The sequence below is a fragment of the Burkholderia sp. PAMC 28687 genome, assembly GCF_001577465.1.
In the GTDB taxonomy this organism is placed as follows: domain Bacteria; phylum Pseudomonadota; class Gammaproteobacteria; order Burkholderiales; family Burkholderiaceae; genus Caballeronia.
This window is the reverse complement of the sequence record NZ_CP014508.1, coordinates 189,289-214,792: the sequence shown is the minus strand read 5'-3', so window position 1 is coordinate 214,792 and position 25,504 is coordinate 189,289. Positions and strand designations below refer to the sequence as shown.

At 57.2% G+C, this 25,504-nt stretch carries 23 protein-coding genes; 7 read left to right on the top strand and 16 right to left on the bottom strand.

Annotated features, from left to right (window positions below):
• Positions 1 to 91: 91 nt before the first annotated feature.
• Positions 92 to 820, bottom strand: a complete 729-nt coding sequence (locus tag AX768_RS30685; protein ID WP_062003942.1) for a cytochrome c biogenesis CcdA family protein — start codon at positions 818 to 820, stop codon at positions 92 to 94.
• Positions 820 to 1,209 (bottom strand): thioredoxin family protein, encoded by a 390-nt coding sequence (locus AX768_RS30680; RefSeq protein WP_082771716.1) that lies wholly within the window; start codon positions 1,207 to 1,209, stop codon positions 820 to 822. Before AX768_RS30680 ends, AX768_RS30685 begins: the two co-directional genes overlap by 1 nt.
• Positions 1,210 to 1,433: 224 nt before the next feature.
• Between AX768_RS30680 and AX768_RS34610 the strand changes: the two genes are divergently transcribed.
• Both AX768_RS34610 and AX768_RS34605 read left to right on the top strand, forming a co-directional pair.
• Positions 1,434 to 1,754: an NrsF family protein gene (locus tag AX768_RS34610; RefSeq protein WP_442857287.1), complete on the top strand. Its 321-nt coding sequence runs from the start codon at positions 1,434 to 1,436 to the stop codon at positions 1,752 to 1,754.
• An 86-nt stretch (positions 1,755 to 1,840) separates the two neighbouring features.
• Positions 1,841 to 2,050, top strand: a complete 210-nt coding sequence (locus tag AX768_RS34605) for an NrsF family protein (protein ID WP_062003940.1) — start codon at positions 1,841 to 1,843, stop codon at positions 2,048 to 2,050.
• A 291-nt stretch (positions 2,051 to 2,341) separates the two neighbouring features.
• Here the strand turns inward: AX768_RS34605 and AX768_RS30670 are convergent, their stop codons facing one another.
• Both AX768_RS30670 and AX768_RS30665 read right to left on the bottom strand, forming a co-directional pair.
• Positions 2,342 to 4,450 (bottom strand): protein-disulfide reductase DsbD family protein, encoded by a 2,109-nt coding sequence (locus AX768_RS30670; RefSeq protein ID WP_062003938.1) that lies wholly within the window; start codon positions 4,448 to 4,450, stop codon positions 2,342 to 2,344.
• A 62-nt stretch (positions 4,451 to 4,512) separates the two neighbouring features.
• Positions 4,513 to 5,214: a DUF1223 domain-containing protein gene (locus tag AX768_RS30665; RefSeq protein ID WP_062003936.1), complete on the bottom strand. Its 702-nt coding sequence runs from the start codon at positions 5,212 to 5,214 to the stop codon at positions 4,513 to 4,515.
• Positions 5,215 to 6,102: 888 nt separating this feature from the next.
• Here AX768_RS30665 and AX768_RS34325 point away from each other — a divergent pair.
• Positions 6,103 to 6,456, top strand: a complete 354-nt coding sequence (locus tag AX768_RS34325) for a reverse transcriptase domain-containing protein (RefSeq protein WP_335340496.1) — start codon at positions 6,103 to 6,105, stop codon at positions 6,454 to 6,456.
• A gap of 145 nt (positions 6,457 to 6,601) precedes the next feature.
• Here the strand turns inward: AX768_RS34325 and AX768_RS30650 are convergent, their stop codons facing one another.
• A complete protein-coding gene (locus AX768_RS30650) occupies positions 6,602 to 7,351 on the bottom strand; it encodes a maleate cis-trans isomerase family protein (protein ID WP_062004098.1) in 750 nt (249 codons plus the stop codon).
• Positions 7,352 to 7,635: 284 nt separating this feature from the next.
• On the bottom strand, positions 7,636 to 8,988 hold the full coding sequence (locus AX768_RS30645; RefSeq protein WP_062003930.1) for an MFS transporter: 1,353 nt from the start codon (positions 8,986 to 8,988) through the stop codon (positions 7,636 to 7,638).
• 297 nt (positions 8,989 to 9,285) lie between these two features.
• Here AX768_RS30645 and AX768_RS30640 point away from each other — a divergent pair, with 297 nt between their 5' ends.
• Together AX768_RS30640 and AX768_RS34320 are read left to right on the top strand one after the other, a co-directional pair.
• Entirely contained in the window at positions 9,286 to 10,212 is a 927-nt protein-coding gene (locus AX768_RS30640) for a LysR family transcriptional regulator (RefSeq protein WP_231941653.1), read from the top strand.
• Positions 10,213 to 10,471: 259 nt separating this feature from the next.
• Positions 10,472 to 10,618 (top strand): hypothetical protein, encoded by a 147-nt coding sequence (locus tag AX768_RS34320; protein WP_335340495.1) that lies wholly within the window; start codon positions 10,472 to 10,474, stop codon positions 10,616 to 10,618.
• A 262-nt stretch (positions 10,619 to 10,880) separates the two neighbouring features.
• Here the strand turns inward: AX768_RS34320 and mhpA are convergent, their stop codons facing one another.
• The 3 genes from mhpA to AX768_RS30625 all read right to left on the bottom strand — a co-directional run bounded on the left by mhpA (position 10,881) and on the right by AX768_RS30625 (position 14,501).
• Positions 10,881 to 12,518 (bottom strand): bifunctional 3-(3-hydroxy-phenyl)propionate/3-hydroxycinnamic acid hydroxylase MhpA, encoded by a 1,638-nt coding sequence (gene mhpA / locus AX768_RS30635; protein WP_062003929.1) that lies wholly within the window; start codon positions 12,516 to 12,518, stop codon positions 10,881 to 10,883.
• An 86-nt stretch (positions 12,519 to 12,604) separates the two neighbouring features.
• Positions 12,605 to 13,576 carry a VOC family protein gene (locus tag AX768_RS30630; RefSeq protein WP_062004095.1) on the bottom strand — a complete coding sequence of 324 codons (972 nt, stop codon included), beginning with the start codon at positions 13,574 to 13,576 and terminating at the stop codon, positions 12,605 to 12,607.
• Positions 13,577 to 13,652: 76 nt separating this feature from the next.
• Entirely contained in the window at positions 13,653 to 14,501 is an 849-nt protein-coding gene (locus AX768_RS30625) for a fumarylacetoacetate hydrolase family protein (protein WP_062003927.1), read from the bottom strand.
• A gap of 155 nt (positions 14,502 to 14,656) precedes the next feature.
• Between AX768_RS30625 and AX768_RS30620 the strand changes: the two genes are divergently transcribed.
• Positions 14,657 to 15,397 carry a TetR/AcrR family transcriptional regulator gene (locus AX768_RS30620; protein ID WP_231941652.1) on the top strand — a complete coding sequence of 247 codons (741 nt, stop codon included), beginning with the start codon at positions 14,657 to 14,659 and terminating at the stop codon, positions 15,395 to 15,397.
• A gap of 387 nt (positions 15,398 to 15,784) precedes the next feature.
• Here the strand turns inward: AX768_RS30620 and AX768_RS30615 are convergent, their stop codons facing one another.
• The 7 genes from AX768_RS30615 to AX768_RS30585 form a co-directional block, all read right to left on the bottom strand.
• A complete protein-coding gene (locus tag AX768_RS30615) occupies positions 15,785 to 16,096 on the bottom strand; it encodes a DUF4148 domain-containing protein (protein ID WP_082779185.1) in 312 nt (103 codons plus the stop codon).
• A 400-nt stretch (positions 16,097 to 16,496) separates the two neighbouring features.
• Positions 16,497 to 18,098: a carboxylesterase/lipase family protein gene (locus AX768_RS30610; protein ID WP_231941651.1), complete on the bottom strand. Its 1,602-nt coding sequence runs from the start codon at positions 18,096 to 18,098 to the stop codon at positions 16,497 to 16,499.
• 191 nt (positions 18,099 to 18,289) lie between these two features.
• Positions 18,290 to 19,426 carry a porin gene (locus AX768_RS30605; protein WP_062003918.1) on the bottom strand — a complete coding sequence of 379 codons (1,137 nt, stop codon included), beginning with the start codon at positions 19,424 to 19,426 and terminating at the stop codon, positions 18,290 to 18,292.
• 60 nt (positions 19,427 to 19,486) lie between these two features.
• The gene (locus AX768_RS30600; protein WP_062003915.1) at positions 19,487 to 20,416 is read right to left on the bottom strand and encodes a VOC family protein; all 930 of its coding nucleotides are present in this window, start codon (positions 20,414 to 20,416) and stop codon (positions 19,487 to 19,489) included.
• Between the two features lie 22 nt (positions 20,417 to 20,438).
• Positions 20,439 to 21,284: a fumarylacetoacetate hydrolase family protein gene (locus tag AX768_RS30595; RefSeq protein ID WP_062003913.1), complete on the bottom strand. Its 846-nt coding sequence runs from the start codon at positions 21,282 to 21,284 to the stop codon at positions 20,439 to 20,441.
• 40 nt (positions 21,285 to 21,324) lie between these two features.
• Positions 21,325 to 22,656, bottom strand: a complete 1,332-nt coding sequence (locus tag AX768_RS30590; RefSeq protein WP_062003912.1) for an MFS transporter — start codon at positions 22,654 to 22,656, stop codon at positions 21,325 to 21,327.
• Positions 22,657 to 22,778: 122 nt separating this feature from the next.
• Complete coding sequence (locus AX768_RS30585) at positions 22,779 to 24,476, bottom strand: FAD-dependent oxidoreductase (protein ID WP_082779184.1); 1,698 nt, start codon at positions 24,474 to 24,476, stop codon at positions 22,779 to 22,781.
• A 102-nt stretch (positions 24,477 to 24,578) separates the two neighbouring features.
• Between AX768_RS30585 and AX768_RS30580 the strand changes: the two genes are divergently transcribed.
• Positions 24,579 to 25,496 carry a LysR family transcriptional regulator gene (locus tag AX768_RS30580; RefSeq protein WP_062003908.1) on the top strand — a complete coding sequence of 306 codons (918 nt, stop codon included), beginning with the start codon at positions 24,579 to 24,581 and terminating at the stop codon, positions 25,494 to 25,496.
• Positions 25,497 to 25,504: the final 8 nt, after the last annotated feature.

The following is a 25,504-nucleotide window of genomic DNA, read 5'->3' as shown; positions in this document are numbered from 1 at the left end:
CTCCACTCGGTTAATCAATAATCAGGATTACGAATTAGAGGGAATAGAAATTATTGCGCTCACTTGACCAGCGCGCAGTATTGAACTGGGTTTATATCGATGTTGTCAGCCGGGTCAGCCACATCGGCGAAACAGAAAGAAGCGCCGACTCTATGTTCCGGTCATATCCGAACAGCACGACGAGCCCCAGCGCGACAAATGCCACGCCGAGCGCGATCTTGGAAGCCCTTCCCAATAAACCAAAGGCCCTATGGGATCGGAGCCACGACGTCCGCGATGCAGCGCCAAGCAGCAGCAACGGCGCACCTGCCCCTAGGCCGAACACCATCATCAGCAGAGCGATTTGCCCGAGGTGTCTGCCTTGAGCGGCAAGCGTGGTCGCAGCGCCCAGCATCGGTCCCACGCAGGGGCTCCACACAAATCCAAGCACCAGCCCGATAGCAAACTGCGACGCAAGACCGTCGCCGCTGAGTGTGTTTAGTACGCCACTGCCCGCGTTGCTTATCTGCGAACCCAGTACCGCGAACCAAGCTGACAGACGCGAGGACAACATGATCAGCCCGAAAGCGACCATCAGTGCGGCCGCAGCCCGGCGAATCAACTCCGGGTCAAAGCCGGTACTGGCGCCGAGATTGGCAAGCACCGTACCGACCGCAGCGAACGCCACGCCAAGCCCTGCAGCCAACGCGACAGCACCCAGACGATGCTTCGACAACGCGGACGCGACTAGGATGGGGATCAGCGGCAGCACGCACGGCGACAACACCGATGCCGCCCCGGCCACGAAACTCAGCGCATAGGTGCCAGGGCCGAATTCCATCACAGCCCTGTTTCGAAGGTCTTACGGATGGCCGCTTCACTGGTCTCGCCCGTAGACCGGGTGACCTCGTGACCTCCTTTGAACACAACGAAGGTGGACTGCTGGGTGATTCGCAAGCTCTTCTTCAACGCCGTTTCGGTGTCGTAGTCCGCCTCCAACACGGTCAACGATTTGAATTCAGCATCCGAAGACAGCCGGTCCACGATCGGCTGCTGGATCTTGCAGGTTGGACACCAGGTTGCGTGCAGGTACACCACCGTCGCCTGACCGTTCGCCACCTGTTTATCGAAACGGGCTTTGGTGTAGGGCACCTCCGCGGCAGTAGCTAGGTTCGCCAGCGCGAGGCATACATATCCTACCAACGCGGCCTTTCCCATAGTCGTTTTCATGATTCCTTCCGGATTTTTAAATTAATCAATGAAGCCTGTGAACAAAAATTCGTTGGCGGCCCTGCCCTGGTTACATCTCATGAGAAAAAAAATTGCCCAACTTGCAGCCGGGCGTACACCGGGCGGTGTTCGCCGTGAATACAGCCAGGTGGACCGATGAACTTCACTGGTCGCGCGATCGTCGATCATTAAAGGAACGCCATGAGAACAAGTCACTGTTGACAATGCTGGCGCGCGGAGACGCGCGGGTGGGTCGGCACTCGGTCAGTCATCGGTTTGCGCTAGTGATCGCCATCAGACCCGCACGCAGCACAATGCTGTTAATCGCTGTGTGTTGCGTTCATAGTGACATGCCCATCTTGCTGAAACGTCCTATCTTCTGGATAAAGGTAATATTTCCACTTTCGGTGGTCAGTCGGCGCTGCTGCACACGTTGCGACTGTCGCGTCCTGGCGCTCACACGAAAATGCATGGGTTCCTCTTATTTCTTCCATTGCGCTGGTCTGGCTAATCGCCATATTCATTACAAATCGAGGCGCCGTTAGAGCTTCACTTGACATCGATACTCGGCGCGACTTGACGTACCTGCACGCTGAGCATCACTGCATTGTCCGTTCCGCCCTTCGTCGCCATGTTTTGGGCAATGGAAGATATGGTCACAACTCGCCCCATACGGGAAGGTGTCGCGATCGGGCTTTTGAGCGGGGTGCAGGCCGCCGTAATTTACTCGTTCTATTGCGTTGAAATGGCCTTGCTGTCCTGGGCCGTTTGGTACGTTCATGAAATCCCGTTCCCGGCCGTCCCGGGAATCCTGCTCGGCCGCAGAGTCTCAGTTTGGTAAGCCAAATCGCCTCCACCGATCAGTGAGCCTATCCAAGGAGGATCAGTGAAAATATGAAGTCGGATCACCGCGGCCAAGAGGCTATTAGCAATAGACACTTACCAACCCAAAGAAAAATACAAATCGAAAAACATTCAATTTTCGACTTCCCAGCAGCGAGCAAAAATTGTCAGTAGTTGCCGCGAGATTGCTGAAAAGGGATATCCGCGGCGAAGTCGTGGCTACTATGCTTGTCGTCAGACTTATCTGCCCGCGCCTATGCGCTCGCTCCTACTTCACACCAGCGGTCGTTCACGAGCCAGGTTTTCCCGCAGAAGCCTCTTCTGACCCAACAGCGTCGAGCGCGCGTATGACTGCTGCCGTTCCGAGAGTCTCCGGCAACAGCTTACCAGCGGGCATTCGCGGGCCATACACGACATCGAGCGGAATCCCAAAACGACCAAAGTGCTGAATGTATGCGGCTATAGTGGGATCCGGACGACTCCAGTCGGCTCTCATCCGCACGGTATCGCTCTGAGCCAGGCGCCGCTGTACTTTTCCAGTCTGCAAGACCGTCAGCTCGTTCACCTTGCAAGTGAGGCACCAACTCGCGCTTACGTCGACGAACACCGTTTTGCCGTCCGCGACAAGCGCCTCGATGGCCACTGGATCGAAAGACTGCCAGCCATCGGCTCCCTTGATAGCCGGAACGCCCACCGTCGAGGCAAAAGTGGCCGCTACGGCAATGGTCAACGAAGCGAGTCCGACCGTAGAGATTCCGGACCACCGGAACCCGATACTCGCATGGCGATAGGTCACCAGCGCGCGAAATGCAAGCGTGCACACAAGCAATGCAGCGACAGCGCTCGTGACAGCGGGACCCGCGACTTGCCACAGCGTGAAGAGAAGCCATAGTGCCGTTCCGAGCAATAGGAGGCCCAGGCCTTGGCGCAAGCGCACCATCCAGGCGCCCGGGTGCGGCAACCAGGCGACCAGGGCAGGCATTGCGGCTACGGCAAGAAACGGCAACGCCATCCCCACTCCAAGGCTTGCGAACACTACGAGGATCTCGGCGGGATTCCGGGCGAGCGCGAAACCCACCGCTGTGCCAACAAACGGTGCCGAACAAGGCGTGGCAAGCAAGGTCGCCAAGGCACCGCCGAGGAACGCTTCGGCGAGCGGTCCTCGCGCCGACGCGCCAAACGCGCCGGCAAATATCTGCGGAAGCTGAATGGGCAGCCATTCGAAAAAGCTCGCGGCAAAGAGCGTAATAACAACAGCCATTGAAGCAAGAAACCAGGGTTGCTGGAACTGGATCCCCCAACCGAGCGATGTTCCCGACAGCTTCAGCACTGAAAGCACGGTCGCGAGCAACAGGAACGACGACACGATGCCCAAAGCGGTCGCGAGGGCGCCTCGCCGGGCGGCTCGGCGCTCTTCGCCTGCGTATCGGGCCAGGGCAAAGAGCTTGATCGAAAGAATCGGCAGCACGCACGGCATGAGGTTCAGGATCAGCCCCCCAAGCAACGCTGTAGCGATGATGACAAGGATGCTGCTATCGGCGTGGGCTGAGGATGCCACCCCGGATTCGGGGCCTGCGAATTCCACCGCGCGCGCGCCGTCCACCACGGTCAGCACAAGCGACTTCCCATTGGTTGACGAGCTTCCGGACGGAATTGAGGCGACCAGCGTGGCAATCCGACCGCCGTCCGATAGTCGAACGTGAGGAGCGGCCGGAAGTCCCTCGCCGGCTCCCTCTATGAACAGGTCAGGCGATCTTAACGGCTCTGACGTGCTTCGCAGCGTAAGCAGGAGCCGCTTACGCGCGCCCGTCCCCTCGGTTTCGCTGCGGGTGACCTGGATGCCGGAGTTCGCGAGTGAGCTGGGTACGGTCGCTTTCGCGGCGGCGATGGCAGCCGCTTGGGGCGAGGCTTCCCCGGAACCGGTTGGCAGATCCAGAGATAGATCGGCATGCTTGGGAACACAGATATTCGAGCAGGCGGCGTAGTCGATCGACACAGCAATACGCGCTTTCGCGTGCTGATCGATAAGCTTGAGCCCGACGGGAAGAATGAAACGCCCTTGATAAACGCTGTTTTGCAGACCCGAGACAACTAGACGGGAAGGCGCCGGCCAGGACACCGAAGGGTCGCGTACATTCATCGATTTCGACCAATCAAATATGGGCGCGATCCCCGCGTCGCCCGGCGTACGCCAGTATCCGTGCCACCCCGGAGGATATCGAAACTCGAGCCCGGCTTCGATCGGATTGCCATTGACGCTTTCCGCCGCCGTCACCAGTCGTACCTCCCCTCGCTGGTCCCCGACCCAGTCGGACGCCGCTGCGTTGGCCTGCGTTGCAGTAGCAGCGAGGTAAGCCGCGCTGATGAAAAGCGCTCGCAAGACTGCGACGAAGGTCATGGCTGATCCGTAGGAAAGGTGATACCGAAGGATGGGAATTACGTCACTTTGCGCCAGGCGCTTCAGGAAGGCGTACCGACTCGTGCGGCGCCGACGATACTGCCATCGGGTGCCTCGAGAATCACTGCTGCCTTCTCGCCGGCCGGTATCGCCGCGTTGAGCGAGAGCGGAGCGCCGGTCCAAAGACCTACCGTCTGGATCGAGCGGACGATGTTCGACTCCGTGAGCACACGGCCATTGTTTTCGCCGCGACCAACCGGAGTGGAATGCTCGGCGTCGTAGCCCACCAGCATGACGCGCGCATGGCCGCTACCGGCGCCCACATTGATCGAGATACCCGTGCCGGCCGGCGTCGCGCTTACCGCAGCACTCGTCCCACCCACTTGCTTTGCGGCAGCGATGGCGGCTTCTGCCGAACTACGGTCGGAACCAACCAACCCATGTCGACCGTCGACGACCATTTCGGGCGTGTACGATCCGTCGCCAAAGCGAGCAGCGTATGTCGCTTGCCGTTGCGTAGCGGCATCGAACGAGAAAGGGTCTTTCCAGCCGAGGTTGTTCCAGTACGTTACATGGAAAGCCAAAGGCAAGACGTCGGGACGATTGTGGGAAAGATCGCTCAGATAGGCGTCCGCTGGCGGGCAAGACGAGCAGCCTTGCGACGTGAACAACTCTACGACCACTAGTGGATCGGCCGCGGCTGCCTGCGCAGCGACAGGCAGTGCGACGATTAGGGCAGCGGTAGCAAGAAAGCGGTGGAACATGGTGGCACTCCGGATGTGGACGTTGTACTAGTAGTTCGCAATTGCGTCGAAGAAAGTTACAGCGATGGGCAACGCGGACAAATTTTTCCTCTTTTGAATTTGGCGTGGGATGTGCCAAGAACGCGAGCTTCAACTGACCGATGTTTGCGGTGCTTTACCAAAGATGAAAGAAGGCCCTTCGGAGTCGGCTTGCAGGAGCAGGATCCAAACCGCCACAAGCTGCGTGGGTAAAGAGCCCTCGTGGTGAGCGTTGTTGGAAAAGGCAGAGATCTACTCTGTCAGGGAGGAATCAAAGAGACGAACGTAAGTGAACCGCTGATAACGTGTTGATAATTTCACGAACTGATGTCAAAACCGGAAAGCTCACTTGCTCCGGGACAAGATCGGGCGATGCCTGCTGACGGCCCAATCGGCATCCGGCACAAAGGCGGCTTGACTTTGATTCAGGCTTTGGTAAGGAACTTGGGAACCTGTCGTCCCCATGGGAAGGAAGAAATCCAAGCGGAAGGTCTCCGCAAGTATGAGAGTACTTATGCGGGGCACGGGGGCGGAGACGCCCGTAGTAGGGTTGAAGGTCCTGTAAGGGGACTGGACCGAAGGGGCATCATCGTCCGGCGTTATCACCTCGGCAACTTGAAAGGGGAGGACCGGGGTGAATAATGCAAAGCCGTTTTGTATTACCAAGCGAGAGGTGTGGGAGGAGTGTAAGCAAGCGAAGGCCAACCGCGGGGCGGCGGGTGTGGTCAAGCAGTCGATGACGCAATTCGAGGCGGATCTGCAGAACAATCAGTATCGAATCGGGAATCGGATGTCGTCTGGCAGCTACCTTCCGCCGCCGGTCTTGCGGGTTGACATACCAAAAAGGATGGGAGTGCTGGTACGAGACCGTTGGGAATATCAACGATTTCGTATCGCATCGCCCAGACGGTGGTCAAGCGATCTCTGGAAGCACGTGCGGAGCCGGTGTTCGACAATGATTCATACGGGTATCGTCCTTATCGTCCTGGACGGTCGGCGCATCAGGCACTGGAGGTGGCCCGGCAGCGATGCTGGAACCGTGACTGGGTGCTGGACCTCGACATCAAGAATTTGTTTGACAGTATTGATTGGGGACTCATGATGCGAGCGGTGCGCTGCCATACGGGCTGTGCGTGGCAGGTATACATCATTTTCGAAGACAGCGTCGCTCCCGATCCCGAGCTTACGGGCATTGTTGTCCGGCTTCGCGCGAGCCGGCGATAACTGGCACTGTTCCATCACTAGACGTTGATGGAAGATGGCAGTATTAGACGATGGTCCGGCAGATACGACGGGCAATGTCTCAACATATGAACGCTGATTAGCGACGACGCGGCTGCACCGCGTCATCGCTGGAACGCTGTGTACTTCATGCGCCGGAAAGTAACGCTCCCGCGCCGGGAACGATTGGCTCGAGCTTAAGATGATCGAGCATGCGCCGGGTGGTACATACCGAAGTCGAGACGGTCCGGATACCCAGCATGTCTTCAATGCGTTGGATCGCCGGCAAGGAGGGCATCTGCACGCATGCGGACGCCACGACCACATCCGCGCCGTCCGTGTTCAGTCGCCGAACGTCGTCGACCAACTGCATCGGGTCGCGTAGACCGACTTCGAGGTTGTCGGGAATCTCGAAGCAGATGGAATCGATCACCTCGATCCCTTCGTTTTCGATATAGGCAACGACAAGGTCGGTCAAGGGGCGCATGTATGGCGCCATGAGTGAAATCCGACGAGCGCCCAGGATCTTCAGACCTTCTACCAAAGCTCCCGCGGAGGTCATGACTGGCGCCGCGCAATGATTGGCACGAACAACCTCCAACAGTTCGCGTTCAGTTTCTCGATGATATCCGGGCCCCATCGCCATAATCGCGACCAGGCACGCCGTGCTCATGACATCAACACGAGCGTCGGCAAGTTCCGCCGCGCAGCGCAAGCCCTCCTTGTTCATCGCTACCAATTCTTCCTTCGTGACCTTGTGCATTCTCATCCGACTCGAATGAAACGTGAACCGCTCGGGGCGGATCGCTTCGCGTGCCCGCAACATGGCGGGAATTTCGGTTTCCATGGTCGTATTCGAGCTTGGAACGATCTGTCCAATACGAAAATTCTGAGGCATTTTCATCTCCAAAAAAAGTTAGATAGCCAAAGCGCTTAACAAGATGTTCATGACATCCTGATCCGCGTGAAAGTTGACCGTGCAAAACTCGACCCGGCATAGGGTGCGGCAATATCGTCTCAGTTGACTTCAGACTCAATTGGAAAGGTCACAGCCTTGCGAAGGCTTCCCGCTGGCCTCTCCTCCGGCGCTCGTCCCGTCACACCTGGTCTCGGCGTGGCGACGTAAGTCGTTGTGCGTTGCTTGCATACGCTTTCCAGAACACCAACTGGAAGATCGCCGATTTAGTCCGGCATGCCTGCGCCACGCGTCTCAGGCAAGAACCACGGCAGCACGATACCGAGCAGATACACGGAGCCGAGCGCCAACGCCGCATGCGCCACACCGCCGAACGATTCAATCATGCTGCCTGCGATGATCGGAAAGACCCACGCGATCAGGCGCGCCGCATTGAACACAAAGCTGATCGCAGTGGAACGCACGCTGCTGGCAAAGAGTTCACATGGGTAGATCGCCATCCAGACATAGGCACAGCCCAGGGTGAAAAAGCCATTGATCGGCGCCACGATCATCATTGCTTCGACGGTCGTCGTCAGCTTGTACGTGATAAACGTTGTTACCAGCGCACCGACGAAAGTGAGTGAGATGAAGGCTCGCCTGCCGATTGCATCTACCACGAAGCCGGCGATTGTGTAGGCCACAATCGCGCCAGCTGTGTATGCGATCGATATTTTCGAGCCCCACGACAAGGCGTCGGGGACACCTTCGGCCTTAGCGAGCAACACAGTGTAGGTCGGCAGCCAGCTGGAAATGGCCCACCAGCCTACGGTCGTGACGATCGATAGCACCAGCAGAAGCAGCGTGCGGCGCAGCGCTTCCGGTTCACTGAACAGTTGCGTCAGCGTGAAGGGGCGTTTCCCGGATACAGCCGCGTCGCCCGCAACCGGCTGTCCGCTCGTCGCGCTCCAGCGTTTCTCGCGCACCGCGCGTTGCCATTTTTCCGACTCGCTGACGCCGCGGCGGATATACAACACAAAGAACGCCGGGACTGCGCCAAGCACGAACATCAGCCGCCAGGTTTCGGCGCCGAGTGGATGCGTCGACGAAAGCGTGTACCACACGACCGCCGCGATCAGCGTACCCCAGCCGAAGCCCGATTGCAGAAAGCCCGCCCCTTTCGCACGAGCCCGCTCCGGCCAGGTTTCCGACAGCAGCGCGACGCCCGTGCTCCATTCGCTGCCCATTGCGAGGCCAGTCAGGAAACGCAGCCCGCACAGCACCCAGAAGGTTTGCGAAAACGCGGTCAAACCCGAAAATACCGCATAGAGAAATACGGACCAGAGCATCATTCGCTTGCGTCCGACATAGTCCGCGAGAATTCCGCCGATCAGACCGCCCACACCCCAGCCAAGCAACGTGATGCCGATTACCAGACCCGCGTAAGTCGTCGGGGACGCGGCTTGCGCCGGCGACAGCACCGAATGCAGCATCGGCCCAAGGACAACGACGAGTGCCAACGCCTCGTAGCCGTCGAAGATCCAGCCGAGAAAGCTAGCCTTTAGCACACGCCAGTGCATCGCCGTGAGACCCTCGTACCAGCGAGTTCGTGAGCTCAAAGAAACTTGTTTGTGTTCCATCTTTTGTCTCCTTCATATTTTCAACAGAGTTTTCATGCGTTCCGGCCGTACACCGGCTTGTGCTTCTAAAAAGGCTAGTGTTCCGGCGCTCAGGACAACCTCGCCTGCTCGACGAGATAAAATGGCGATGCACGCTGCCTGGCCTCCCGCCTTGATCGATGGTCCTGCGCGGATCGAACTCTCTGGCACATAGGATGCCGGTCGCCGGGCGTATAGAAAACTTCTTAATGTTCAATACAGGCATCGCGAAACGCGATGGGTGCAAACCGACCGGATATCCAACCCGAAGGAGCAAGGATGCGTGTTTCAGCAGATCGGCCGTTGCGACTTGATATGGAGTCCCTGCGCATTTTCGTGGCTGTCATCGAGGAGGGCAGCATTGCTGCGGCGGCAGCCCGCATGCACATCGTGGCATCGGCCGTAAGTAAGCGTGTATCAGATCTCGAAGACGACACCGGAACACCATTGTTATATCGGCACAGCCGCGGTGTTCAGGCTACCCCCGCGGGCGAGGCGCTCTATCATCATGCGAAGCGGCTGGGAGAGCACTTGCAGCAGATTTCGGACGAACTGTCTGAATATTCGGAAGGATTGAGAGGTCATACCCGGATTTACGTGAATATCACCGCAATGGTCCAGTATTTGCCTTCCGTGCTGCGCTCCTTTCTACACGCAAATCCGAAAGTGCGGATTGATATGGTCGAGAAATCGAGCGATGAAGTGGCGCAGGCGATCGCAAGCGGGGTTGCCGATCTTGGCATTTGCTCGGCCACCGAGGACTCCCTCGACGGCCTGCAGTGGCGCCCGTACAGCGTAGATAAGCTGGTCGTGATCGTGCCGTCGGATCATCGGCTCGCCGCGCGCTCAAGCATGGCCTTTGCGGAAGCTCTGGAGGACGACGTCGTCAGCATGCCGTACGGGACGTCTATTTCGAAGTTGTGTCGCTCCGCCGCCGAGCGTAGCGGCAGGCGGCTACGCGCGCGCATAGAGGTGACAAGCTTCGAGGGCGTGCGCAACATGGTCAGCGCGGGTCTTGGCATCGGTGTGTTGCCCAAGGGAAGCGTGACACCTTATATGCATTCAGCGCCGTTTTGCGTCGTGGAGCTTGACGAACCGTGGTCGCTGCGGCCGCTGTCCATAATCGCCCGCAATTTTGACACGCTGCCGCTTCCTGCGCGCATGCTGGTCGACCACCTCGACAAGCACCGAAGCGAGGTGTCGTGAGGACTGTTGCAAGTCCATGGCGAGTCGCACAGCGCCGCGAACTGCGGCTGCCCTCTTGGCGAGTTGGGCCGTGGTGATCACACTCCACGAGGCTCAGTCAACCGCCGCCCAACTTTTCCTCCAACACTGCGCGCGGTCCGATAGCTCACCTACCGCGCCACCGCGGTTCGCAATTGGTGGCATCGATACTTATTGATTTACGTCGTGGGCCGGTTTTTATATACGGTACTAACTTTTTCAATTCCTGGAATGGCGCAACATGGACCCCAAACTCCCTATCAAGGTAGCAATCCCCGACGACTATCAGAACGTCGCGCTGAGCGTGGCAGACATGGCGCCTCTTGAGAACCTGTCGGACGTGACGGTGTTCAACGACCACGTCGCTGATATCGGGAATCTTATTTAACGCCTGCAGCCGTTCGACGTTGTATGCGTGATGCGAGAACGCACACCGCTGTCCCGCGTGGTCATCGAAAGCTGCCCGAACCCGAAGTTGATCGCCTCGACCGGCGCAGGGAATGCATGGATCGATCGGGATGCGGCTGCGGCTGCGGAACGCGGCATCGAAATTCGTCATTGTGCAGCCCGGGTTGTGCCGATCCACGGGCTAGACCTAGCTTAGAGTCTCGCAACGAAACGCGGTAAATTCCCTTGCATTGCGTACGCCGCTACACCGCGTTGACTCTCGTTATCGGCGTTTCGCCCGAAGGTTGATCTAGAAGGCAAAGGCGAGATTCCAGCTTCGCCACAAGTACCGGCAATGCCGACAGCGTCTCGGCCGCCCCAAAGATGTAGTAGTCGGGTCGAACCACGATCGCCTTGACACCATGTTCGTCAAAGAAGCGCCGGTACTTTCCGCTCACGTCTAATAGGATTCTGCCTGCCACCGTCTTTCGAGGGTCGGCGGTAATGCCGATCGTCTCGGCACCGATGCGCTTCAGCGCTAATAGCGAACCAACGTCCAAATGCTGTTCTGGATCGCCGTCGAGAACGATGATGTGAAAGCCGTTTGGCAATGCATCGTCGTACCGCAATTGCTCGCCGTCGTTGCTGACCTGTCCATGCACGCTCAGGAGGCCGGCTGCGCCGTGGGCTGCGTAGCGTTCTTCGCCGCAAATGAGACCATCGGTCAGGCCTGGGAAGGGAGGCAGAGGGGGTACCTGACCGGACAAATAGGCTTCATCGCGCAGCGCAGCTTCCTGTTGATTAGAGATGCAGACAACCTGCCCCATGGCGATAGACGCATCGATGACCGCGCGCACTTGCGGGCGACGCTCTGGCGTGTAACCTTCGAGCAGCTCTGATGAAGATATGCCCTTCAATATTAGATCGAACCGCCATGCGAGATTCCACGCGTCCCGAATTCCAGAGCACATGCCTTGCCCCATGAACGGCGGCATCTGGTGCGCGGCGTCGCCTGCGAGCACCACCCGGCCGCTGTGCCAGTTCTCGGCAATCAGCGAGCGGAATTTATAGACCGCATAGCGCACCAAGGTCGCATCCTGCGGTGTCACCCATGGGGCGAGCAACTCCCAGACCTTTTCCGGCTTTTGCAGGTCCTCCACCGACTCGTGCGGCAGGCGCATGAACTCCCATCGCCTGTAACCGGGGCCGCCCGGCACCATCGTCGTCGGACGCGCCGGATTGCACCACTGCCCGATATCCGGTACGTCAAGCTTGACGCCCTCGTTGGGCTTCAGGTCAATGACAAGCCAGTCTTCCTGAAAGCCCAAATCTTCAAAGGCGATGCGCTCGGATTTGCGCACGAAACTGTTCGCACCATCGGCTCCCACCACATATCGGGCTCGAACCGTTTGAGTCTCGCCGGTCGGAACCCATACGTTGCCGTCCATCTTCCCTTGGCGCAGCGTCAACTCGCAGCAATCGGGGAACTGGCGGAGTTCAGTCGCTTCCCAGCTCTGCTGAACAGAAACGCCGGCAAAAGATTTGGCTTTATCATCCAGCAGTGCCTCAAGCGAAGGCTGATTAAAAAGATAGCCGACCGGACCATCGCTGATCGATTCGGCCGACCAGTCGATTTCAACTAGCGTTTTCCAGTCGGCGTTGAACCACTGATAGGTTGACGACGGCTGCGAGATTCGCTCGACTTCCTTGCCAATGCCCATTGCCTGGAAGATCCGACGGATCTCATGGTCATGAAATACGGCACGCGGCAGTGGATACAGAGATGGCCAGCGATCGAACGCCGCGACGTTGTACCCGCGTTCGCCGAGTAAGATGGCCAGCGATTGTCCGACGGGGCCGTATCCCACGATCGCAACGTCAAGAATGTTTTGGTCAGCCATTTGAGTTCACCTGCTGGAATAAATCGAGTTATGCCCCTGGCACCAGTTGGTCTGGCTGCCATTCATAAGCATGCTGGAAACGACCGCTAGCCTTCGGGAATGACGCCGGCTACGTCAGCCGGCGCCTCCGTGTTGTGGACAAAGTTCTTCGGAACAGCAGGGCCCCACAGGTAAAGCGAATCTTCGGGGGGAAAGTCGCCAGCGGGCCATGCGCGGCCTGCGGAGATGAAATCAATGTCCGCGGAGTACTCGCAAAATGAGCCCCATGGGTCTTCGACATAGTGAAAGTAGTTAGAACCCAGCACGTGTCGTCCGGTCCCCCATCCCTTGTCGTAGCCGACCGCTGCCATTTGCGATGCACCTTCGCCAACCAGGTTGACGTTATCGACATCCCAGGCTGAGTGATGAAATCCGCGCGCCGTACTTTTCGCAAATGCGACGAGATGATGATCACTGCCATGTGGCGCATGGGTGAAAGCGATAATGTCCAGCGATTTGTCCGAGAGCCGCAGGCCAAGCGCTTTGCCGTAAAAGTCGAGCGCGCGCAGGACGTCTGGAGTGAACAAAAGAACGTGAGAAAGGCGTCGCGGTCGAACGATCTTCGAGGCCGAGCGCGTATGTGAGCCGCGCTCATCGGCTGCACTGCCTGCGACGACACATGCCGTCTTGACTGATGGGCTAGTCTTTGGGCCCACTTTGACCTGAATGAGGTTGCCATCGGGATCGTGAAACCAGAAACCGAAGCGGTCGCACGCGCGATCGCCATCAATGGTCGCCCCCCCGGCCATCGCTTGGGCCTTGATGCCGCCTATGTCTGCTTCAAAGCAGTTGAAACTCAGATAGGCCAGCGACTTACTGGAGGACTGAAGGATGCGCGCCCAGCGATGATCGTCGGCCGCGCGAAGCTCCAGCTCACGCGAATCGGTGTCCATCGATGTGACCTTGAAGCCAAAGGCGCGAAAGAAGCGCTCAGCTTCGCTTACCGAAGGAACGTTAAGCGCAAAGTGGTCGATCGAATGCACACTTGCGCCGGAACTAACGGCTTGGGGCTCTGCCATGGCTGTCTCCATCATTTGTTTGCCGGGGCCGGCTCTTCGGTCGGCTTCGAATGGGTGCTTCGTTTTTTGTTGCCGTTTAGCTCGCGGCTTCGTCGGCAATGACGTTCCTGAGGGTGCCGATTCTCTCGACGGTCACCTCGCATACATCCCCCGCTTTCATCAGCAGTTTCGGATTGCGCGCCCAGCCGATGCCCGACGGCGTACCCGAGACGATGACATCGCCTGGTTCGAGCGTCATCGCTTCGCTTATGATGCTGATGAGACTCGCGACGTCGAAAACCATCTCGTCCGTATTGGCCGACTGAACAACTTCACCGTTTAGCCGCGTTTCAAGAAGCAGCCCCTTGGCGCCTGCGGGCAGTTCGTCTGCCGTCACCAGGTCAGGCCCAAACGCTCCCGTGCCGTCAAAGTTCTTTCCAACCGTCCACTGCGGCGTTTTGAACTGGTATTCGCGCACTGACCCATCGTTGAACAGCGCATAGCCGGCGACGTGGGAAAGCGCATCATCTTTCGTGATGTGACGCCCACCCTTTCCAAGTACGACAGCGATTTCGCCTTCGAAGTCCAGCCCCGCGCAATCGGCGACGCGTGGGCGAACCATCGATTGGTCGTGGGCGATCAGGCTCGTATGCACGCGAAAAAACAGCGTCGGATAGTCAGGCTGCTCGTACTTACTCTCAGACGTGTGGTCCGCGAAGTTCAGTCCGACACAGATGATTTTCGGCGGCCTCTGGAGCGGAGGCAAAAACTTAAGATCCCGCGCTGAGAGTTTCTCTTGGCCGGTATTGCTTTCGGCGTACTCGCAAAGATCAACCCCGCGTCCGAGTAACGATTCAAGCGATTCGGTGCCCACAATTCGCACGTGCTCACCCTCACGAACGCCGAGTACGGCTTTACCGTCCAGCTCAAAACTAACGAATCGCATTTCTGCCTCCTGTAGATTGCCAGCGTTCCAAGCGAACGCTTAATCGATTTGACATATCTGTCAAAACATATTTTAGTTGAATTGACTTTTCCGTCAACTAGAATATGCCTAGGACAAACCCGGTACCCGCATCCTGATAAAATGCAGGCGAATCAATGGGAAAAACCATGCACGAGTCACAAGCGGCGGAAACGTATCAGACCCGCGTCGGCGCGCTACGGCGCGAGAAAACGCGTAACCGACTCATCGAAAGCGCGCTGGGGGTGTTCGCGGAGAAGGGCCCCGATGCTCCGTTGATTGACGACTTCATATCTGCGGCCGGCGTCGCGCGTGGCACCTTTTATAACTACTTTCGCACCACTGCCGAGCTTTTGGCTGCGGTGGCCGGCGAAAGCAGTGACGAGGTGCTTGGCGTCATTGATCCGCTGGTGCGCGAAATAGAGGACCCCGCACAGCGGGTAATTGCGGGCTCTTTTCTGTATATGCAGATGGCGAGCCGCTATCCTTTGTGGGGGGCGTTCATTACGCGAGTCGGCACGAAGCGTGGGTCCCGAGGCCGGCTGCTTGACGAGTATCTGACACGGGACCTGCAGTTGGCAATCAGCACCGGAAGATTCCACCCGATTGATGTCGTAGTGGCACGGGATATTGTTTTAGGCTCGATTATGTACGGTATCGAAACCCTCCTTTCAGGTAGCGCGCCGGTCGACTACGCGCAGCAGTCGATGTACGCGCTGCTTCAGGCCTTCGGTATCAATGCGCGAGAGGCGCGCACGCTTGCCTATGCGTCGATCGTTGACTGTCCGGACCCGCGCGGCGTCATATTCGAGCGCGTTGATGAACTACGCGAAGCGAGCAAAGCCATTGCCCCGGAGCCTCATGCCGTGTCGAACTAATCCTACGTGCGCTAACTTGTTGTGCATCTTCGAAGCTTGACATGGAGGTTGCCTCTAGATTACGGAATTCGACGAATATGCCGAAATCACCCGCTTCGAGGTTAGTGATTGCGTCCTGATAGTCAGCGAATACTATGCTATGAGCTCTTCAAGGAACACATCCGCAACATAACGAACCGTGCCTGCGATAATCGGTAGACCGCAAAAGTCAAACGCATGCGGCGAATCTTTGTTCGTTCGCTCCAGTAGCAGCGTTGGGAACGCTAGGTCTTCTGTTTCGAATCGGCACCTGCTTTCGATTGTGGCTCGGTGCAAAAGCGACGCCCAAGATAACGCAGAGGTTACGTTTCGGCGCGAGGATGTCCCGTCGCGCCAAACCGCACAATGCTATGGCGCTGAAATGCTTCGAGGTGCTGCGGCTTTTTGCTCTTGCACTTTTCGTTCGGAGTCTTGCACGTTGTTGGGGTAGTCCTGCTGTTCGCCTCCAGGCTGATAGCCTTTCTTTTCAAGCGCTCCAAGTTCGGCGTTTTTTTTGATCCTTGCCTCTTTACGGTCAGCCTTGCGTTGCGCTTTCTGCATCTGTTTGGTAGTGGCCCCGGACACTGCGGTAGAGGACTGAGCAATTGCAGCGGGAACTGATGATGCCAACACTACCGTCCCAATCAAAACTTTTGCAAAATGACGGCTAAGTAAGGTCATGTCTTGTCTCTCCAATAAATCGTTCAGGTGATCGCTGCGGGTATATCACTGGGAGTGCCTTAGAAAAGCGACGACCAGCGAAAACGCGGTATGCCCGTTATCGATGGCATTGACGCCCTGCACGGCGCTCGTCAATAGTCAATTCGACCGTCGCTGCTCACCTCGACAATCATTCGCAGTTACTCGATCCCCAGCTTCTGACTTATGGGGTTTTAACCGCATCAAGCATCTGGCTCAAAGCCGATTAACGGAGACGAAAAGTTGACCGTGCGCTTCACAACACTGCGCTTCTATCACTGAACGGTCGTCTAGGCAGCGCTCTCGGTCTCGGACGCTTGGTTGGTAGACGAACAGTCATGCGCACAGCGAACTCGTTCGCGATACGCATTGATCGTCATGGTTAAAAATGGAATCCCAAACTGCCATTGCTTCTAAAGCTATTGAGGAATTGAAAACGTGCTGTGGACACTTCCGGCTGTGCCTGGATCGGTGTCGCAAGGCCCATAACCAAACCACCCGGTCCGGTGTATGCCGGCCAGTTCGGCAATCCGCTGCCGTTTGGATTGCCCGTCTTCGCAAAATTGATCCAGTAAGACGACATTGCGTCGGCCACCGCCAGATCACTTGCGTTCACTGCGCCGTGCCCGTTGGGAACAAGATCCTGAAAAACGTATGGGACCTCTGATACGTGAATAGGCAGCGGGTTGTACGGCGACGTTTGGCTAAAATAGTAGGAATAGACGGTGGACTGCCCCGTTGTTCTCTGTAGGTTTGCCATCTCCCACGTCTGGGAGGCAATAACCAAATCTCCCGCGAGCGTCACTTCCGATTGCTGGGCCTGCGCGGTCGTGCTGGCAGGGTAAAATTGCAGAAACGTGTTGATGTTGTTCGTACCGAAGGCCGATGTTGCCGCGGCCGTGAAATTCGCGGCGCTGTCGCTCGGTATGCCGGCGGTAGCAGCGAAGATCACGCCCTCGTCAGCATTTTGACCTTCAAGTAGCGGGACATGCTGCTGCTGACCTGCGGCAAACCGAGAATAGGGATCGGCGGGCAAGACATAACCGTCAACGCTCGGGCTGTAAGCGGCCTCCGTCGGATCTGCCATTAACTGCGCTGCCGGGATAGCGCGAAGGTCGGCAATTGTTTTTGCGCCTAATGCTGCGCCCAAGTGCGTGCCGATTTGCGAGGCGGCGACATGGGATGCCATCACGCCCTTCGGACTTTCCCAAAACGCGCCGCTCTCGGCAATTGCCTTCTGAAAAGTCCCTGTCGTCAGTGGTGATGCCAGCAGAATGCCTACTGCATGGGCGCCAGCCGACTCCCCGAATACGGTGATGTTGGAAGGATCCCCTCCAAATGCGGCGGCGTTAGACTTAACCCATTGAAGCGCGGCGATTTGATCAAGCACACCATACATCCCGGATGACTTGCGCCCCGATTCCGCATCCAAATCTGGTCGTGCCAAGAAACCAAAGACGCCTAGGCGGTAGTTGACCGATACAACAACAACGCCTTTTTTCGCGAGGTTGCCGCCTTCCCAGCGTGGATCTCCAGATCTGCCGAACTGGAATCCGCCACCATGAAGCCACACCATGACCGGGCGTTTATCGGTGGTTGACTTCGCGCCCGTCCAGACATTCAATGACAAACAGTCTTCGTTTGCCTGACTGTTGTCCACAGGGCCGAATGCGGTTCCCTGCCAGCACGTGGGCCCGTATTGAGTCGCCTGCTTGTTGCCCGTCCAATGCGCGACCGGCTGCGGCGCTTGCCATCGCAACGCTCCGACCGGTGCCGCTGCATAAGGGACACCCTTGAAGCTAATAATTCCTGAGGCATCTGCTGGATTACCTACCAAGACGCCGGCGTCCACCATTGTCGGGTTTTGTGCCAAGTTAGTCGAAGGCTGGTTCCCCCCGTCGGAGCTGCCGCAGGCGCTCAAGAGTATGCTGGCGCAGCCTAACGCTGCTCCACAGCAGACGTTTTTAGTGTGAATACGGAACATCGATTGTCTCCACCGCTTAGTTATAGGACGGGCCAACGCTACGGGAAGTGCCTTGCCGCCCGTAGTCTCGCTTCAGTGTCTAGGTAAGGTCTTTTTGAAGCTTGAGTCATGCCGCTTCGTTCACCTTCCCGATTCGAATTCGCGCAGTTCCTTGCAACGAAGCAAAATCCCACGTCTTTCAAAGCTGTGCATCAAAAAGCATGGCGAATGCCGACCATCACGCCCAGTTGTCCAATACCGGCGGCCGGTGTTGTTCCCGCCCCGCCCTGGCTAAGCGTGTATTTTGCTTTTGCACTATTGAACAAGTAACCACTTTGCAGATAAACGCCGGTCCGCTTAGATAACAGGTAAGTTCCTCGAAGCGCGGTCAACGTTGCGCGGGTGTCTTGTTGTTTATCGACCATGCGGTACACCCCGCCGTCTAAGATCACCGAGGGCGTCACAAGATAAATTCCAGTAAGATAGAAAAGATTAGTGCGCACGTCAGGAATCGAGGGCAGCACCGTTTCCACACGACGGCCGAGCCACCCTCCGCCGATCTTTAACGGTCCGACTTTAGCGTAGCCGTTAAGCTGCATCCGCACATCCTTGTCCCCGGACTGGGTCAGCGCAAAGGGCGCCACGCCGTTGAATATGTTGGCGGCAGCACCTGGGCCGCCGCGCTGCTCGTCGTACGAGCCTGCAACCCCGAATGAATTCGCATCGTAGCGGAGCAACGCGGACCATTGACGACACGCCTGAACGTTGCCAGGAATTGAACCTGCGCACGTTCCTTGCCCTGGCGAATTACCGGTCCCCGCCGCATCGCGGCCAAACGAATAGGTCGCGCCTGCAGTGACGCCTGCATAGCTACCTTTGTAGGCGATCGTGTTGTCACTGCGGGCATTGGGGATGTACGCATCGAGCGATCCGACGCCGCCGTAGATGTCCGGGCCCAATGCATCAGAATCGAGGATGGCCCAATAGGACATCGTATATTGGCGCCCAAAAGTGAGCGCGCCATACGGACTTGAGATTCCGACCCATGCTTGCCGACCGAAGAAGCGGCCACCTTGATTGACATCGCCGGCTCGAGTATTAAAGCCGTCTTCCAAAGTAAAAATCGCGGCGAGTCCACCACCCAGGTCCTCCGTCCCACGCAGGCCCCAGCGCGACGGCACCGATCCAGTGATACCGGGCATGCGTACAACCTTGTCACCAGCCGCGTTGGCATGAGTCACAAGCTCTACGCCAGTATCCAAGATACCGTAAAGTGTGACGCTGCTTTGCGCGTAGGCAGATCCGCTGATTGCGAGTGCAACCGCCGTTGCGATCGATTTATATTTCATGTCTCCAAACCCATGTAGTTTTATTGTGTTGGCTAATGCCGCACGTGATAATTCACACCGTCACGCTTCGGTGTTGCAGATGAAATAATCAGGAACATCGGGACCCCATTGATAAAGGGAATCTTCGGGACGAAAATCGCCAGCGGGCCACTCTGAACCCGCGCTGACATAGTCCATGTCGGCCGAATATTCGCTGAACGAACCCCACGGGTCGCGAACGTAGTGAAAATAGTTTGATCCCAGCACATGCCGTCCTGTACCCCAACCGGCTTTGAACCCAGCGGCCGCCATCTGCGTCGCGCCGTTCCCGACCTCGTCAATGCTCGCCACCTCCCACGCGACGTGATGCCATCCCTTGGCGCTGCTTTGAACGAAGGCAACGAGGTGGTGATCGCAGCCGTGCGGGGCATGCGTAAATGCGATGATGTCTGCGGATCGATCCGACAACCGTAGGCCGAGCGCTTCTCGGTAGAAAGCCAATGCGCGAGCGATATCGGGCGTGAACAGCAAAACATGCGACATGCGCCGCGGCCTTACCTTGGCGACCTCCGAGCGCATAAGGGAGCCGCGCGCGTTCGCAAGCGTCCTACGTTGCTCGAGCGGCGCCTTCTCGTTGGGTAGCGTCTTCTCGCCGACGCGGACTTGTACAAGATTGCCGTCTGGATCGTTGAACCAAAACCCCTCGCGGTCCCCGTCAGAAGAGGTCAAAATATCAGCCCCCGCGGCTAACACTTGACGCTCGATAGCGGGAAGGTCTCCCTCGAAACAATTGAAACTCAAGTACGCCAGCGACTTGGAATCCGACGGCAGGATGCGAGCCCATCGATGCCCGTCAGACGCACATAAATCCAACGCGTTTTCGTTCGTTGTAACGTCCAGACCAAACGCATCGAAGAAATATCTTGCGTCTGATATTGATGGTACGTTGAGCGCAAAATGGTCGATTGAATGAACGCTGGTGATCGTGTCAAACTGCTGGTCTATGGACATGCTTCCTCCGTCTGGACGTCTCTTACCCGATCTCACCCTCATCGACAATCGTGTTTCGAAGCGTGCCAATACCTTGTACGGACACCTCGCACACGTCTCCATGACGCATCAACAGCTTTGGACTGCGCGCCCATCCAATCCCTGATGGTGTGCCGGCAACAATCACGTCGCCTGCTTCCAACGTCATCGCTTCACTAAGCAGCGAGATCAAGGTTGGTACATCGAAGACCATATCGTTCGTGTTGGCGCTTTGGACGAGTTCCCCGTTCAGACGAGTCTCCAGGCGCAACCCCTGAGCACCGAGGGGCAGCTCGTCAGCAGTGACTAAGTCGGGACCGAAAGCGCCGGTGTCGTCGAAATTCTTGCCGATTGTCCACTGCGGTGTTTTAAACTGGTACTCACGCACTGACGCATCGTTAAAGAGCGCATATCCTGCGACGTGAGACAGCGCGTCATTCTTCGAAATATGGCGACCGCCTCTACCAAGAACAACTGCTATTTCGCCTTCAAAATCTAAACTATCTGACACCCGAGGGCGCACGATCGGCGCGTTGTGTGCGACCAGGCTAGTGTTCACCCGGAGAAACATCGTCGGATAGTCGGGTTGTTCGAAATTACTTTCTTTCGAATGATCTTTAAAATTCAATCCGACGCACAGAATTTTAGGCGGATGACGTAGCGGCGGAAGATACTTCATGCCTATCTCTGATTCAATGTGACCGCACTCCTGTTTGGCAGCCCATCCAGTCAGGTCGATGCCCTCCGCCAGCAATTCTTCAAGCGTTACCTCCCCTAGCGTGCGGACCGCCCCGTTCTCACGCACTCCTAAAAGCGCTTTCCCATCCTTCTCAAAGCTCACGTATCTCATTTCTTCTCCTTAGTGAAAGCGAAGCGCCGCTTCTAAGTCTTCAAGCGGGGTTCCCGCGGTAAAACCAGCCATTTGCAAGCATTGCCGCGCCTGCGATCACCACTGGGACTGCAAATACAACAAAAGCCGCACTGACTGAATGTAAGGCTGCAAGCAAGATACCGCCGGTCATTGACCCAATGATCGATCCGACGCGCCCGACCCCCAGCGCCCAGCTGACCCCGGTTGCACGTGCCGCAGTCGTATAGAATCCGGCAACAAGGACATTTGCGCCGGTCTGTGCGCCCGAGAGACCCAGGCCCGCCAAAAAGACAGTGATATACACCCATAGCGGCTCGTTAATTGAGAGGCCAATCAAGGCGATAGATACTGCCGCTACCGCATAAGAGCCGGCGAGGACGAAGAACGGATTTGTTCGGTCCATCAGGCGCGCGTTGATAAGCGATCCGATGGTGCCCCCCAGGGGCAGCATGGCGCCCACACGCGCTGCGTGTGCGGCGTCAATACCCGCCTCTGTGATGACGGTTGGCAGCCAACTTGCGATTTGGTAGTACACCCACAGAGTGCAAAAAAACGCGACCCAAAGCAGCAACGTGCCTGTGCGGTACCGTTTGTTAAAAAGGGTTTTGACAGCAGTTTCCTGCGCCGCGTCAGCGCTCGCTTCTTCCGGTACGACGCGGTGTAGCGGCGTGTCTTCGTTTCCGGTTAAGCGCCGGAGAACCGCCCTTGCCTCCCGCTCAAACCGCGGCTTGCCCGCCATAAAACGGAGAGACTCTGGTAGGAATAGCCATACAACCGGTGTCAGACAAAGCGGGAACAGGCCGCCGAAGATGAAAACGCCTTGCCAACCAAAGCTTGGGATCAAAATTGATGCAACCGCCCCGCCAAACGCCAGCCCAAGTGTAAATCCGCAAAACATAAGCGTTACCATTAATGCGCGGCTGCGCGTCGGACTAAATTCAGAGGACAAGGTAATAGCATTGGGCATTGCCCCGCCCAGCCCAGCCCCGGTTGCAAAACGGAGCACGATTAGCCAGAAAGGCGACGGCGCGTACGCGCACGCGAGACTACCTATGCCGAACAAGATGAGTGATATGACAATCACGCGCTTGCGGCCAATCCGGTCGGCGAGCGGTCCAAAAAGAAAACTTCCGACGGTCAGCCCAAACAGACCAGCACCAAAAATCGGTCCGAGTTGTGAGGGACTGAGCGACCACGCTTTTTTTAGCAGTGGTGCCACGTATCCCACCGAAGCCACATCAAAACCGTCAGCTGCTACGACGAGAAAACACAGCATTAACGTGAGCACTTGCAGCGACGATATTTGCTGACGGTCCATCACATTGTCGGGCGTAGTTGCTTGCACTTGCATTTCTTGTCTCCTGGGGACCGATCGCTCTATGACGAAGCTGATTCCCGATTATTTATTGCGGCGACCCTTTATCTGCCACGCAGATTGGCGGCGCTCTTTTGGGACTGGCTGTATAGCCTTTGTTATGCAGCCGCGTCTACTACCGCGCTCGTACCTTCGGATACTCGTCCAACGGTGTGCAAGGCTGCGGTCACGAACTCCTCATTGAGCTCCTCTCCTCGCCACGCGACATGTTGGTCCGGGCGAATCAACACGAAAGCAGCTTTATAGAGATCTGCCACAACTGGGTCGTCAATATTCAGAACCGCCAAGTGCGGCAGGATGGAGGCGGCACGCTCTAATGCCTGATGGCGCGACGCATTGATACCATGTTGAGCGGTGCAAAGTAACGTGAAGCTGGGTCCGAACCGATCGTACAGCGACCGCCCGTCCGCTAACCACGCGTGAGGCGCACGGTGCCCGGGTCTGGCCGTTGGCACATAGAGGTTTGCCGTATCAACCGGAACGGGACCAGGTTCAGCAGCGACAAGCGGTGATGATTCATAGCGCGTGCCGAGATGGACCCCAGGAATGACAAACTCAGCTGTGGCGTGAAATGCCAGATAGGCCCCGACCGCTTCGCGCGCTGCAGTACCACTGGGCCCGGATGCAAATGTCTCGGCGGGCACCTGAACGCGGCCGATGCTGTCGGCAAAGGCTCTCGCGAACGTTGTGTTTCTCAACGCCGAGGGCTTACGTTCGGCCTCATAGCTAGCTGCCATCGCCTCGCCCGCAAAACCCTTTAACATCGCTTCAAGCTTCCAAGCGAGGTTTGCAGCGTCATCAATACCCGTGTTGTAACCAAGCCCGCCCGTTGGTGTAAACAAATGAGCTGCGTCACCCGCGAGGAAGACATTTCCGAGAGAGAATCTCTCGGCGACAAGCGTGAATCCAGCAGTCCACGTTGAACTACTTTTGAGCTCGAACGGTACATCGGCGCCGATCGCCTCGGCGATGCGCCGTCGCACCGTATCGTCGTCCGGCACCTCATCTTCACGCATCTGCACGTTCATGATGAAATGGCCTTGGCCATCTACAGCAATAATCAACGCGCGCTGCTTAGGACTGAAGGTCCAATACTGCCACGCAGGTTTATGCGGGCTGATTTTGTAAATTTCTGGCGCGTAGAAGTAGACGGCATCCATCTGGCCGCCCATAAAGTCTCGTTTCTCGCCCGACAACCCTTCGAAGCGAATGCCAAGTGCTTTGCGAACCATGCTTCGAGGCCCATCGCAACCAATCAGGTAGCGAGCTTTTATCGATTTTGTCTCAGCCGGCTTGTCCTCGGTTGCTTCACATTCGACGCTAGCGGTCACGATCCCATCACATTCCAAAAAGCCGACCACCCGCGCACCGAAGGAGACGTGGCAGGTGTCGTGGCTTCGCGCAGCCTCAAGCAGAATCGGCTCGACAAATAGCTGCGAACAACGGTGGGGCGGCTCGGGCGTTGCCCAGGTGAAAGAGTGCGACTTCGCCCGTTCAACGGCGTCCTTTGAGGCGGGCTGCTCAAGCCTCGCGAGCTCGTGTCCCGCAATCGATGTGAAGTACGCTACGTCCGGCGCATAGTCAGGCGGCAGTCCCATCGCGCGGACTTTCGACGAAATCCCGATGCGACGAAAGTGTTCCATCGTTCGGGCGCTGTTCGCGTTGGCGGCAGGGTGCGAACTGGTTCCTGGTTTAGCGTCGAAAACTTCGACGCGTATCCCACGCTGTCCGAGTTCGGCCGCGAGAAACAAACCAACCGGGCCACCGCCCACAATGATAACGTCACAGTCCAGCACTTCAGTCTCCGATCTATTTTCTTTGTCTGGCTACAACATAATCCGTTTTCCTGTATATATCTATTCAATCACTTTCATACTGACAATGAATCTGGTGCATACATGCAACCGCCTGATCTGAACTTTTTATACGTTCTACAGACGCTCGGGGAGGAGCGCAGCGTATCCCGCGCTGCAGACAGGTTAGGTCTCACACAACCTGCGGTCAGTCATGCGTTAGGGAAATTACGTATCCTTTTCCAGGACGAATTGTTCGTGCGTGTAGGGTTATCGATGATCCCGACACCCGTTGGTGAGCGCCTCATTGAAGGCGCTGCGAATGTGCTGAGCGCCGTTCAGCGAGAAATATGGAGCGCCAACGTCTTCGACGCGGCTACCACGACCCGAACGTTTTCGGTGTGCCTTAGCGATATGGGGGTAATCGTTCTGCTGCCCCGTCTTTTGGCGGCGCTGCGGGAACAAGCGCCCCTTGCTACCCTGAAACCCATTCAACTTCCATCGCTAGAACTTGCGAGTGCACTTCAGGATGGCGAGGTTGACCTCGCGATCGGGTATTTGGGAAAAATGGGAGATGCGCTGCATCAGCAACCGCTCTTCAGGCGCTCTCTGGTCGGGATCATCAAGGGCGGGGTCACACGTAAAAAAGTAAAACTGACGCTGGAGCAGTTCATAGCCGCTAAGCACGTGGTGTCCGGAACTCTAGCAATAAGCAATCAGCTACTAGAAAAAGAATTAAAACGACGAGGCGCGCGTTTGAAGGTCGGCATCGCCGTGCCTTACCTGCTCGCTGTACCGAGCCTGGTCGCGACGTCCGACTTCATCGCGGCGGTTCCCGACGAACTCGCCGAACTTTTCTCTCTCTTGGCGAACGTTGATGTCTTTACACTTCCTGTCCCATTGCCCGACCTGACTGTTCAACAATTCTGGCATGCGCGGTTTCACAACGATGCGGGCCACCGGTGGTTCCGAGGCGTGGTCGCAAGTACGTTTGGCTCGGACAGCAGTCAACACCGCAGTTGATGACCGAA